The 12942-nt window shown below is 71.5% G+C and carries 9 protein-coding genes; 3 read left to right on the forward strand and 6 right to left on the reverse strand.

The window, feature by feature from the left end; translation table 11 throughout:
* Positions 1-71 precede the first annotated feature (71 nt).
* The 3 genes from pflA to ACLLJJ_RS14555 form a co-directional block, all read right to left on the reverse strand.
* On the reverse strand, positions 72-863 hold the full coding sequence (gene pflA / locus ACLLJJ_RS14545) for a pyruvate formate-lyase-activating protein (protein ID WP_434590855.1): 792 nt from the start codon (positions 861-863) through the stop codon (positions 72-74).
* A gap of 330 nt (positions 864-1193) precedes the next feature.
* Complete coding sequence (pflB, locus tag ACLLJJ_RS14550) at positions 1194-3590, reverse strand: formate C-acetyltransferase (RefSeq protein ID WP_434590858.1); 2397 nt, start codon at positions 3588-3590, stop codon at positions 1194-1196.
* 159 nt (positions 3591-3749) lie between these two features.
* The gene (locus tag ACLLJJ_RS14555) at positions 3750-5192 is read right to left on the reverse strand and encodes a NarK family nitrate/nitrite MFS transporter (RefSeq protein ID WP_434590859.1); all 1443 of its coding nucleotides are present in this window, start codon (positions 5190-5192) and stop codon (positions 3750-3752) included.
* Positions 5193-5495: 303 nt separating this feature from the next.
* On the opposite strand from ACLLJJ_RS14555, the gene ACLLJJ_RS14560 reads away from it, so the two are divergent.
* The 3 genes from ACLLJJ_RS14560 to ACLLJJ_RS14570 all read left to right on the forward strand — a co-directional run bounded on the left by ACLLJJ_RS14560 (position 5496) and on the right by ACLLJJ_RS14570 (position 8751).
* On the forward strand, positions 5496-6701 hold the full coding sequence (locus tag ACLLJJ_RS14560; protein WP_434590861.1) for a low temperature requirement protein A: 1206 nt from the start codon (positions 5496-5498) through the stop codon (positions 6699-6701).
* 13 nt (positions 6702-6714) lie between these two features.
* Positions 6715-7806: a P1 family peptidase gene (locus ACLLJJ_RS14565; RefSeq protein WP_434590862.1), complete on the forward strand. Its 1092-nt coding sequence runs from the start codon at positions 6715-6717 to the stop codon at positions 7804-7806.
* Between the two features lie 144 nt (positions 7807-7950).
* Complete coding sequence (locus ACLLJJ_RS14570) at positions 7951-8751, forward strand: DUF6227 family protein (protein WP_434590864.1); 801 nt, start codon at positions 7951-7953, stop codon at positions 8749-8751.
* Between the two features lie 205 nt (positions 8752-8956).
* On the opposite strand, the gene ACLLJJ_RS14575 is transcribed toward ACLLJJ_RS14570, so the two are convergent.
* From ACLLJJ_RS14575 to ACLLJJ_RS14585, 3 genes are read right to left on the reverse strand one after another with little or no spacing between them, the layout of a single operon-like run.
* Positions 8957-11041: a PTS fructose transporter subunit IIABC gene (locus ACLLJJ_RS14575; protein WP_434590866.1), complete on the reverse strand. Its 2085-nt coding sequence runs from the start codon at positions 11039-11041 to the stop codon at positions 8957-8959.
* Between the two features lie 44 nt (positions 11042-11085).
* Positions 11086-12033, reverse strand: a complete 948-nt coding sequence (pfkB, locus tag ACLLJJ_RS14580; RefSeq protein ID WP_434590869.1) for a 1-phosphofructokinase — start codon at positions 12031-12033, stop codon at positions 11086-11088.
* Positions 12030-12791 carry a DeoR/GlpR family DNA-binding transcription regulator gene (locus ACLLJJ_RS14585; RefSeq protein ID WP_434590871.1) on the reverse strand — a complete coding sequence of 254 codons (762 nt, stop codon included), beginning with the start codon at positions 12789-12791 and terminating at the stop codon, positions 12030-12032. Before ACLLJJ_RS14585 ends, pfkB begins: the two co-directional genes overlap by 4 nt.
* Positions 12792-12942: the final 151 nt, after the last annotated feature.

Here is a 12942-nt window from a genome sequence, read left to right on the forward strand (position 1 = left end):
CAAAATTAGTGCCGTTATGTACTTTTCGCCCCTTCTCGGAGCCCGGTGCGGAAGGGCGTCAGCCAGATGGCTCAGACGGCCTTCAGGCCGTGCGCGGCGAAGATCTCGCGGGCCGCGGCCACCTGCTCCGAGTCCGGGGAAGGGGTGTCGCGCAGCGTGAAGTCCTTGCCGAGCGCATCCCATTTCGCCTCGCCCAGTTTGTGGAAGGGCAGCACGTCGACGCGCGAAACGTTGCCGAGGGAGGCGGCGAAGGCGGCGACGCCCTCGACATTGGCGGGGGCGTCGGTCAGGCCGGGGACCAGGACGAACCGCAGATGGACCTCCTTGTCGAGGGCGGCCAGCCGCCGGGCGAAGTCCAGGGTGGGTTCGAGCTCGCGGCCGGTCACCCGGCGGTAGATCGCGCGGTCCCAGGACTTGATGTCGAGCAGCACCAGGTCGACGTCGCGCAGCAGCGCGTCGGTGGCGCGGGCGCCGAGAAAGCCGGAGGTGTCCAACGCGGTGTGCAGGCCGAGATCGCGCTTGTAGCGGCTGAGGAGTTCACCGGCGAACACCGGCTGGATCAGCGGTTCGCCGCCGCTGATGGTGGCGCCGCCGCCGGCCGCCCGGATGAACGTCGTGTATTTGGCGGCCTCCGCCACGATCTCGTCGGCGGAGACCCGCTTGCCGTTGCGCATCCGCATGGTGTCGGGGTTGTGGCAGTAGAGGCAGCTCAGTGGGCAGCCGGAGAGAAAGGTGACGAAGCGGGTGCCGGGGCCGTCGACCCCGGTCGCCAGGTCCCAGGAGTGCACCGTCCCGGAGACGGGGCGGCGGGTCGCCGCCCCCGCGGGGGTGGCGTGGGTCGCGGAGCCGAGCGCTGCGGTCATGGCGGGTCCCTAGGGAGGGGGGAAGTGGCCGGTCCGGAAGGACCGGGCAGGGCCGGATTGGGACGGCCGGGCCGGATCGGCGCAGGTCGGGCGGGCCGAATTGGGGCAGCCTGGCCCGGCCCGATGCAGGCCGAGTCAGTGCAGCTCAGGTGGGGCAGGTCAGGGGCGGTGCAGGTCAGGGGCGGTGCAGGTCAGGGCGGTGCAGGTCAGGGCGGTGCAGGCCGAGTCGGTGCAGGCCGAGTCGGTGCAGGTCAGGTCAGGTCGGGCAGCCAGGTCGCCTCGGGCGGCGCCGACCGAGGTGGATGGGCCGAAGGGGGAGAACAGGCCGTGTCAGAGCGAACCGTGGAAAGTGCGGTTGATGACGTCGAGTTGCTGCTCGGGGGTCAGCCGCACGAAGTTGACCGCGTATCCGGAGACCCGGACGGTCAGTTGCGGATAGTCCTCCGGGTGCTCCATGGCGCGCCGGAGCGTCGCCCGGTCGACGACGTTGACGTTCATGTGGAAGCCGCCGCTCGCCACGAAGCCGTCCAGCACACCGCTCAGGTTCCCGATCCGCTCGTCGGGCGTCCGGCCGAGCGCGTCCGGGGTGATCGTGTTGGTCAGCGAGATGCCGTCCTCGGCGTCGTCGTACGGCAGCTTCGCGACCGACAGTGCGGAGGCGATGTAGCCGTGCTCGTCACGCCCGTTCATCGGGTTGGCGCCCGGCGCGAACGGGGCGCCCGCGCGGCGGCCGTCCGGGGTGTTGCCGGTCTTCTTGCCGTAGACGACATTCGAGGTGATCGTCAGCACCGACTGGGTGTGCACCGCGTCGCGGTACGTCGGGTAGGTGCGGATCTTCGCCATGAAGTCCCGGACGACGCCCTGGGCGATGGTGTCCGCCCGGTCGTCGTTGTTCCCGTACGCCGGGTAGTCGCCCTCGGTCTCGTAGTCGACGGCGAGGCCGGTCTCGTCGCGGATCACCCTGACCTTGGCGTGCTTGATGGCGGAGAGCGAGTCGGCGGCGACCGACAGGCCCGCGATGCCGCACGCCATCGTGCGCAGGATCCGCTGGTCGTGCAGGGCCATTTCGATGCGCTCGTACGCGTACTTGTCGTGCATGTAGTGGATGACATTCAGCGCGTGCACGTACGTCTTGGCCAGCCAGTCCAGCATCGCGCCGTACTGCCGCGCGACCGTGTCGTAGTCCAGGTATTCGCCGGTCAGCGGCTCGAAGCCGTCGACAACGGTCCTGCCGGTCTTCTCGTCCCGGCCGCCGTTGATCGCGTACAGCAGCGCCTTCGCGACGTTGACACGGGCGCCGAAGAACTGCATCTGCTTGCCGACGGCCATCGCGGAGACGCAGCACGCGATGGCGGTGTCGTCGCCGTACTTCGGGCGCATCAGGTCGTCCGACTCGAACTGGATAGCGCTGGTTTCGACGGCGACCTTGGCGGCGAAGTCCTTGAACCCCCTGGGCAGTTGGGGCGACCAGAAGACGGTGAGGTTCGGCTCGGGGGCCGGGCCCAGGTTGTAGAGGGTCTGCAGGGCGCGGAAGGTCGTACGGGAGACGAGCGGGCGGCCGTCGTCGCCGATGCCCGCCATCGACCAGGTCACCCAGGTCGGGTCGCCGGAGTACAGCTCGTTGTACTCGGGGGTGCGCAGGAAGCGGACGATGCGGAGCTTGACGACGAAGTCGTCGATGAACTCCTGGGCTCGCGCCTCGGTGAGGCGGCCGGCCTCGATGTCGCGCTGAAGGTAGATGTCGAGGAAGTTGTCGATGCGGCCGATCGACATGGCCGCGCCGTTCTGCTCCTTGACCGCGGCGAGGTACCCGAAGTACAGCCACTGGACGGCCTCGCGGCCGGTCCGTGCGGGGCCGGAGATGTCGTAGCCGTACGACTGCGCCATCGCCTTGAGCTCGCCCAGCGCCTTGATCTGCTCGGAGATCTCCTCGCGGTCGCGGATGACGCTCTCGGTCGGCCACTCGTCGCCCAGCCGGGCCTTGTCCGCCTGCTTGCCGGCGATCAGACGGTCGACGCCGTAGAGCGCGACACGGCGATAGTCGCCGATGATGCGGCCGCGACCGTAGGCGTCGGGCAGGCCGGTGATGATGCCCGCTGAGCGGCAGGCACGGATCTCCGGGGTGTACGCGTCGAACACGCCCTCGTTGTGGGTCTTGCGGAGGTGGGTGTAGATGTCCCGGACCTCGGGGTCGGCCCGGTAGCCGTACGCGTCGAGGGCCGTCTCGACCATGCGCCAGCCGCCGTTGGGCATGATGGCGCGCTTGAGTGCCGCGTCGGTCTGGAGGCCGACGATCAGGTCGCGGTCCGGGTCGACATGGCCGGGCGCGAAGGCGTCGATGCGGGACGGGGTCCGTACATCGACGTCGTGGACGCCGTTGGCGATCTCCGCCGGGAACATCTCCAGGAGCCGGCGCCATACGGCGGTGGTGCGCTCGGTCGGGCCGGCCAGGAAGGAGGCATCGCCCTCGTAGGGCGTGTAGTTGTGCTGAATGAAGTCCCGGACATTGATGGCGTCGCGCCACAGTCCGCCGGCGAAACCGTCCCAGGCTTCGAAACCGTCCGCCGCCGTCGCCTCCGCCGCCGTGCTGTCCGCGATGCCTGCCGCCGTCGCGTCACCCGTCGCTGTCAGATCCACCGCGTCTGCTGGAGCTGTCACCGCTGCCGCCGCCGCGTCTGCCGGAGCTGTCACCGCTGCCGCCGCTGTGTCTGCCGGAGCTGTCGTCATGACCCGCACCTTCCGATTCGCCCGCCCGTCTTTCCCTGCGTCTTCATTCCACTCCCTCCCGGGGCGCCCGAGTGGCCGCATTGGTCCCGGACAGGGGCCCAAAGGTCCCTTCTTGTGAACGCATTCACAAGAAGGGCCGTAAAAAATGCCGCCCAGCGCTCAGGAAGGGGATTCCGCGCCCTTGCGGGCGTAGTACCACCAGGTCACAGCGATGCAGCTGAGGTAGAAGCCGACGAAGCCCCACATCGCGTGCGTCACCTCGATCGAGCCGAACAGCGCCGGGATGAAGAAGAAGCCGTACGCCGCGATCGCGGCCGTGAAGCCGGTGACCGCCCCGGATTCCATCTCGGCCTGCTTGAGCGCCGCGCCGTACTCCGGGGTGCCCTCCGTCAGGCCCTTCAGATGACGGCTGCGGAAGATCACCGGGATCTGGCGGAACGTCGAGCCGTTGCCCAGTCCGGAGAAGAAGAAGGCGAACAGGAAGGAGATCAGGAAACCCCAGAAGGAGCCCCGGTCACCGCCGGTCGGCAGGAAGGCGATCACGCCGACGATGGAGACCGCCATGCCCGCGAAGGAGACGATCGTGCAGCGCGCGCCGCCTATCCGGTCACCCATCCAGCCGCCCGCCCAGCGCGCCAGCGCGCCCACGGCCGGCCCGATCCAGGCGTACGTCGCCGCCGAGTAGGCCGGGTCGAGCGGCGTGAAGGTGGTCTTGATGAGCATCGGCAGGGCCGCGGCGAACCCGATGAAGGAGCCGAAGGTGCCGACGTACAGCCAGGTCATCAGCCAGGTGTGCTTGCGCCTGAAGATGACCTTCTGGCTGCTGAAGGGGGTGGAGGCGACCTTCAGGTCGTTCTGCCCGAACCAGGCGACGGCCGCCAGGATCACGAGCACGGGCACCCACAGGAACGCGGCGCTCTGCAGATGGACCGGTGAGCCGTCCGCCTTGTGCTGCGCCGAGCCGATGGCGATCACCGAGCTGGTGATGACGATCGGGGTGACCAGCTGGACCACGGAGACACCGAGGTTGCCCAGACCGCCGTTGATGCCCGTCGCGTTGCCCTTGGCCTTCTTGGGGAAGAAGAAGCCGATGTTGGCGAGCGAGGACGAGAAGTTCGCGCCGCCGATGCCGCACAGGGCCGCGATGATGATCATGACGCTGTACGGGGTGGCCGGATCCTGGATCGCGATGCCGAGCCAGATCAGCGGAATGACCAGCACGATCGTGGAGAGCGCGGTGAAGGTCCGCTGGCCGATGCGCGGGCCGAGGAAGGTGTAGAGGATGCGGGCGGTGCCGCCCGTCAGGCCCGGTATGGCGGTCAGCCAGAACAGCTGGGACTTGCTGAAGGCGAAGCCCACGTCCGCCAGGTTGGTGGCGGTGATGCTCCACACCTGCCACACCACGAAGGCGACCAGCAGGGCCGGCACCGCGATCCACAGGTTGCGGGTCGCCACTCGCTTGCCCGTGGTCCGCCAGAAGTGTTCGTTCTCCGGCTCCCAGTCGGTGATCGTCCGCCCCGGCCGGTACTGGTCGGGGTCGGGCGCCGGACCGCCGGATCCCTCTGCCGGACGGACCGGCGCTTCCTGCAGTGCTGAACTCATCGGTTCCCTCGCTCTGCTCGGCACATCTGTACGCAGCTCTGCGTACGCATTCGACGTTAGGCGCGCACGGGCGCCGATCCGGACCGTAAAAGCCCTGTATGAGGGGGTCTTGCGGCCTCTGCGGAGCGGCCGTTCGCCCTGTTCGGGATGGCGGGGATTCCCGGAGCGGCCGTCGTGGCGGGCGCGACACCCGGTCGACGCCCGCCCGATCGGCCGGGTGCGGCGGTGCCCGCGAGGAAAGTGGGTGCCCCTTCCGCGCGGGTCGGCTGTCGCGCTCCCGCCGGAGCCGCACTATGGGGACGCATGACATCCACGACCCCACCCGCGGCCGGCGCCGTACGCCGGATGGCCTCCCGGAACCGCGACGAGGAGCACCGCGCCGCGACCCCGCTGGAGCTCTTCTTCGACCTGTGCTTCGTCGTCGCGGTCGCCCAGGCCGGTGCCCGGCTGGTGCACGCGCTCGCCGAGGGGCACGTCGCCACCGGACTCCTGGGCTACACCCTCGTGTTCTTCGCCATCTGGTGGGCCTGGATGAACTTCACCTGGTTCGCCTCCGCCTACGACACGGACGACGCGCTGTACCGCGTCGTCACCCTCGTGCAGATCGCCGGTGTGCTGGTCATGGCGGCCGGCATCCCGCAGGCGTTCGACGACAACAACTGGACCGTCTGCGTCATCGGCTACGTGGTGATGCGCCTCGCCCTGACCAGTCAGTGGCTGCGGGCCGCGCACGCCACCACCGGCCCCGAACGCAGGACCGCCCGGCTGTACGCCGCCGGAGTGACGGTCTGCCAACTGCTGTGGATCGGCGTCCTCTTCGTGCCCGACGGCGTACGCGTCTGGTGCTTCCTCGCCGTTGCCCTCGCCGAGCTCTCCGTACCCGCCCTCGCGGAGAGCGGGTACAAGACGAGCTGGCACCCGCACCACATCGTCGAGCGCTACGGGCTGCTCACCATCATCGTGCTCGGCGAGTCCGTCGCAGCCGCCACCGTCGCGGTGCAGGAGGGCTTCACCGAGCACGACGGCCTGGCGCATCTGCTGCCCATCGCCGGGGGCGGTCTGCTGCTCGTGTTCGCCGCCTGGTGGATCTACTTCGCCGCGCCCGTCGCGGACCGACTCACCTCCATGCGGGCGTCACTGACCTGGGGTTACGGCCATCTGTTGATCTTCGGTTCGGCCGCCGCGATCGGCGCGGGCCTGGAGGTGGCGGTGGAGCAGTCCATCGGCAAGGCACACATCTCGACGCTCGCCGCGTCCGCCGCCGTCACAGTCCCGGCCGCGCTCTATCTCCTGACGGTGTGGCTTCTGCACTCGCGTCACTCCAAGCGCGGAACGGCGCAGCAGCTGGTCCTGCCCGTGTCCGCCCTGGCGGTGCTCGCCTGTACGTTCGCCGGCCAGTGGGCGGTACTCGCGGCGGGGCTGGTGGCGGCGCTGACGGTGGCGCTGGGTGTGACGCTCTCCGCCCGCGATCCCGCGTCGCGCCAGGGGCCCGGCGCCCAACTCCCGTGATACGCACGACTGCATGGGACAGACCACAAGAAGAGATTCCTTGACGGACGTGGCCGGCCTTCGGGTCGGCCACGCGCGCGTGGCCGGCGATCGCGCCCTGAGCGGCACCACGGTAATTCTCGCCCCGGAGGGCGGGGCGGTAGCCGCCGTCGACGTACGGGGCGGGGGCCCCGGCACCCGCGAGACCGACGCCCTCGACCCGCGCAATCTGGTGCAGCGCATCGACGCCGTCGTGCTGACGGGCGGCAGCGCCTACGGGCTGGACGCCGCCTCCGGGGTGATGGCCTGGCTGGAGGAGCAGGGGCGCGGCTTCCAGGTCGGGCCCGACCCGGCGCAGGTGGTGCCGGTCGTCCCGGCCGCCTGCCTCTTCGACCTGGGGCGCGGCGGCGACTGGCGGGCCAGGCCGGACGCCACGACCGGGCGGGCCGCCGCCGAGGCCGCCGCCCGTACCGAGGACGGTGCGACCGTCGCCGAGGGCAATGTGGGGGCGGGCACGGGCGCGGTCATCGGCGGGATGAAGGGCGGGGTCGGCACCGCGAGCATCCTCCTCGGCTCGGGCGTCACCGTGGCCGCCCTCGCCGTTGTCAACGCCTCCGGCCTCGCGGTCGACCCGCTGACAGGCGTGGCGTACGGGCGCTACTTCGACGGGCGGGACGGGACGCCCTGCCATCCGGCGGCGGAGGTGCACACGGCCGCCCAGCGTCGGCTGGCCGAGGCGCGCGAGGAATCGGCGCGGCGCTCGGCGGCCTCCGCACGCCCCCCGCTCAACACCACCCTCGCGGTCGTCGCCACCGATGTGGAACTGACCCGCGCACAGGCGCAGAAGCTCGCGGGCACGGCGCACGACGGCCTCGCGCGCGCCGTGCGCCCGGTGCATCTGCTCACCGACGGCGACACCGTCTTCGCCTTGTCAACGGGGGCGCGGCCGGTGCTCCACGAGGCGCCCGATCCGGCTTTCGCGGTGCAACTGGCCGCCGCCGCGCTGAACGAGGTCCTCGCGGCCGGTGCGGACGCGTTGACCCGCGCCGTGACGAAGGCCGTGCTGGCGGCCGAGGGCGTGGACGGCCCCGGCGGGGATTACCCGGCGTACCGGGATCTCTACTGACGTACCGGCGGGTCGAGTTGCTCCAGGGTCGCGGGAATGATGTCCGCGTCCCCCTCGTTTTCCCCAAGCCAGGTCGCGTTGTCAGACCCAGGGGCTACGTTGAGCACACACCAAGTAACAAGCGGCGACGGCCTGGAGACCCCCTTGAGCGATCCGTACGAGACAACCGAGGAGCTCCTCGAAAGGCTCCTGCGGCGTGCACTGAACTCGTTCGACCTGCCGGACCCGACCGTCGAGCGGCTCGGTACGGCGCTGGCGCACAGCACGGCCCTGCACTCCTCGCACCACAGCTCGGGCCTGCACCGTGAAACGTTCAAGCACGCCTTCCTGCTCATCGACGGCAGCTCGCTGATGCTGTGGGAGCTGGTGCACAACGTGGGCAGGGACGGCGCCACCCAGCACGAGTTGTATCTGGAGCAGGGCGAGGCCCGCCTCGCCGCGTCGAGGCTGCCGCATCCGCGCGGAGCCGAGTCCCGCACGACCGCGGGGGCCGGGCAGGGCGGCGGCGCCGACGGCCGGGACGCGGACTTCGACACCGACCTGGACGCCGACCTGGACGCGGACCTGGAGATCCTCGCCGCGCTCATGGCCACCCATCCGCCCGCCGCTCCGCGCATCTACGCCCCGGACAACTCGGCGGACCACGCGCGCCGCGTGCTCCGCCGCGCGGAGAACGGCGACCGGCCGGGCGAGGACACCGCGCGTGTACTGCGCGGCGCGCTCGCCCACCAGATCACCCAGGCCTTCGGCCGCCAGTGCAATGTGGAGGGCCGGGACGCCGGCTTCACGCTCTACGAGCACGCCTTCCTGCTGCTCGACGGCAGCGAGGTCAGCATCTGGGAGGTCGAGCACACGGCGACCCCCGACGGCCGCCACATGTGCGAGGTGTACGAGACCGAGCACGCGGCGCGCGAAGCGATGGAGCTCCGGGCACGGGTGCGCTGAGGGAGTGGCGGGGTCGGAGCCGTCGCCGGGGGGCTACGGCTCCGACTCCAACTCCCGCGTCGGCTTCTGCTCCCGCTTCGGCTGCGATCCCGGGTCCGGGTCCGACAACAACGCCGGCGCCGGGCCCGGCTCCGAACGAGTCCAGACGTGACGTCCGTCGAAGGGCGTCAGGCACCGGCTGCTCGCCGCCTGACGTCCGTCGGCGTCAGGCGGCCACCGCCACCTTGGTCTCCTCGGCCCGCGCAGCCGCCTGCGCTGGCGCCCCGGTTTTGCGCATCCCCTTGAGGAGGATGACCAGGCCCGCCGAGACCGCCGTACCGGCCAGGATCGCCAGCAGGTAGAGGAACGGGTTGCCGATCAGCGGGACCACGAAGATGCCGCCGTGCGGGGCCCGCAGGGTGCACTCGAAGGCCATGGACAGGGCGCCGGTGACCGCGCCGCCCGCCATCGCCGCCGGGATCACCCGCAGCGGGTCGGCCGCCGCGAACGGGATCGCGCCCTCGGTGATGAACGACGCGCCGAGCACCCAGGCCGCCTTGCCGTTCTCGCGCTCCGTCCTGGTGAAGAGCTTGGCGCGGACGACCGTGGCCAGTGCCATCGCGAGCGGCGGGACCATGCCCGCGGCCATCACGGCCGCCATCACCTTCAGGCTGCCCTCGTTGGGGTTGGCGAGCCCGCCGACGGCGAAGGCGTACGCGACCTTGTTGAGCGGGCCGCCCAGGTCGAAGCACATCATCAGGCCGAGGATGACGCCCAGGATGACCGCGTTGGCGCCGGAGAGGCCGGACAGCCAGTCGGTGAGGGCGCTCTGCAGCCCGGCGATCGGCTCACCGATGACCAGGAACATCAGGAAGCCGACGATCACTGTCGAGATCAGCGGGATGACGACGACCGGCATGATGCCGCGAAGCGGCGCGGGCACCTTGACCCGTTGGATCGCCAGCACCACGGCGCCCGCGATGAGACCGGCGATCAGGCCGCCGAGGAACCCGGCCTTGATCGCGACGGCGATCGAGCCGCCGACGAAGCCGGGCACCAGACCCGGCCGGTCGGCCATGCCGTACGCGATGTAGCCGGCCAGCACGGGCACCAGGAAGGCGAACGCGAGGCCGCCGATCTGGAACATCAGCGCGGCCCAGCTCATGGACTCCGTCCATACGAAGTGCTCCATGACGGACGGCGCCTTGTCGACCGTGTAGCCGCCGATGGCGAAGCCGAGTGCGATGAGCAGCCCACCCGCGGCGACGAACGGCACCATGTAACTCACGCCGGACATCAGCCACTTGCGCAGCTTGGTGCCGTACCCCTCGCCCGGCTCGCCGGCCTCGTCGACCGGGGTGCCCCGGCCTGCGGCCGAGGTGCGCTCGCCGCGCTCGGCCTTGCCGCGGACCTCGGCGATCAGTTCGGCGGGGCGGTTGATGCCCGCCTTGACGCCGACATCGACGGTGGGCTTCCCGGCGAAGCGTTCCTTCTCCCGGACGGGCACGTCGTGCGCGAAGATCACGCCGTCTGCGGCGGCGATGACGGCCGGGTCGAGCCGGGTGAATCCGGCGGAGCCCTGCGTCTCGACGGCCAGCTCCAACCCGTCGCCGTTCCCGGCCTGTTCGAGGGCCTCGGCCGCCATATAGGTGTGCGCGATGCCGGTGGGGCAGGAGGTGACGGCGACGATACGGAACGGCCGCCCTTCGGCCACTCCCTCGCCGGGCACGCCGGCTTCGGCCACCGGCTCGGCAGCGGCCACCGCCGCAGCCCCCGCAGGCTCAGCAGCCGTCGGGGCGCCCGTCCCGGGCCCCGCGGCATCGGGCACCGCATCGGTTGGCCCCGCGACGGCCGGCTCCGCGACCACCGGCTCGTCGCCCCGGATCAGGGCCGCCGCCTCCGCCGGGTCCGTGACCGCGCGCAGCGCCCGCGTGAACTCCTCGTCCATCAGGTGGCGGGCCAGAGCGGAGAGGATCGACAGGTGCGCGTCGTCCGCGCCCGCCGGGGCCGCGATGAGGAAGACCAGGTCAGCCGGGCCGTCAGGGGCGCCGAAGTCGATGCCCGCCGCGCTGCGGCCGAAGCCCAGGGTCGGCTCGGTGACGTGCTCGCTGCGGCAGTGCGGGATGCCGATGCCGCCGTCCAGGCCGGTCGGCATCTGTGCCTCGCGCGCCGCGACATCGGCGAGGAAGCCGTCGAGGTCGCTCACGCGGCCGAGGGCCACCATGCGCTCGGCGAGCGAACGCGCCGCCTCTTCCTTCGTGGGGGCGACCAGGTCGAGATCGACCAGGTCCGCGGTGATCATCTGGCTCATCGCGGCGGGCTCCTTCGCAGATACGGGGGCTGGGGGGCGGGGGTTCATGACGCCGGTTCCGTCAGTGCGCGGTCCAGCGGGATCTCGGTGGTCACGGTGACCGCCGCGGGGTCCAGGTCGGCGGGCGTCGGCATGACGCTGCCGGGCAGTTGCACCGCCGCCGCGCCGTGCGCGACCGCCGCCGCCAGCGCGTCGGGTCCTTCGCCGCCCGCCGCCAGGAACCCGGCGAGTGAGGCGTCGCCCGCGCCGACGTTGCTGCGGACGACGCTGACGCGCGCGCCGGCGAAGTACGTGCCCGACGCCCCGACGAGCAGCTGTCCGTCGGCGCCCAGGCTGGCCAGCACCGTTCGCGCGCCCGCGTCCCGCAGCTCCTGCGCGGCCTTGACCGCGTCGCCGACGGTGGTCAGCGGGCGGCCGACCGCCCGGGCCAGCTCCTCGGCGTTGGGCTTGACCACCTCGGGCCGCTCGCGCAGCGCCGCGAGCAGCGAGGGGCCCGAGGTGTCGAGCGCGATGCGGGCGCCCGCCCCGTGCGCGCGGGCCACCAACTCGGCGTACCACTCGGGGGCGAGGCCGCGCGGCAGGCTGCCGCAGCAGGCGATCCAGTCGGCGCCGGCCGATCGGGCCCGTACGGTCCCCAGGAGCGATTCGGCCTCGGCGCCGGTGAGTTCGGGGCCCGGCGCGTTGATCTTCGTCAGGGTGCCGTCGGGCTCCACGACGGAGATGTTGGACCGGGTGTGGCCGACGACCGGCACTGGGGCGACCTCGATGCCGTCCGCGCCGAGGAGTTCGGCGACGAGCGCGCCCGGCGCCCCGCCCAGCGGCATGACGGCGAGGGTGCGGTGTCCGGCCGAGGCGACGGCGCGCGAGACGTTGACGCCCTTGCCCCCCGGGTCCATCCGGTCGGTGGTGGCGCGGATGACCTCGCCGCGGTCGAGGGCGGGCACCTCGTATGTGCGGTCCAGGCTGGGGTTGGGCGTGACGGTGACGATCATGCGCGTACGACCTCGGTTCCCGCGGCCTCGATGGCGGCGGCGTCTTCGGGGCTGAGCCCGGTGTCGGTGATGAGCAGGTCGACCTCGGCGAGGCCGCCGAAGCGGGCGAAGTGTTCCTGGCCGTACTTGGCGGAGTCGGCGAGGAGCACGACCCGGCGGGCTGCCGCGACGACCGCCCGTTTGACGGCGGCCTCGGCGAGGTCGGGGGTGGTCAGGCCGCCGCCGGGCGAGAAGCCGTTGGTGGCGACGAAGGCGACATCGGCGCGGATCTCGCCGTACGCGCGCAGCGCCCAGGCGTCGACGGCGGCGCGCGTGCGGTGCCGGACGCGCCCGCCGACCAGGTGCAGGTCGATGCCGGGGTGGTCGGCCAGGCGTGCGGCGACCGGCAGCGCGTGGGTGACGACGGTGAGGCCGCACTCCAGCGGGATGTCGGCGGCGAGCCTGGCGATGGTCGATCCGGCGTCGAGGACGATGCTGCCGCCGTCCGGCAGCTCGGCCAGGGCGGCCCGCGCGATGCGGTCCTTCTCGTCGGCCGCGGTGGACTCGCGCTCGGCGAGGTCGGGCTCGAAGTCGAGGCGCCCTGCAGGGATGGCGCCACCGTGCACGCGGCGGACGAGTCCGGCCCGGTCCAGGGCCTTGAGGTCGCGGCGGACGGTCTCGGCGGTGACCTGGAAGGCCTCGGCCAGGGAGAGGACGTCCACCCGCCCGCCCTCACGGGCGAGGCGAAGGATTTCCTGCTGGCGCTCCGGTGCGTACATGTGGGTCTGTATCCGTTCGATGCCCGAACCTGTGGTTTCTGCGCCAGGTTACGCCCGGATTCCCAGTGCGTAAACAAATTCGGACTTCAAGTGGGCACATTCGGGCTTTCGGTCCTCGCGGGCGCGGGCCCGGCGACGACGACGGCGCCCG

The sequence above is a fragment of the Streptomyces sp. A5-4 genome (genome assembly GCF_051131715.1).
Lineage (GTDB): Bacteria > Actinomycetota > Actinomycetes > Streptomycetales > Streptomycetaceae > Streptomyces.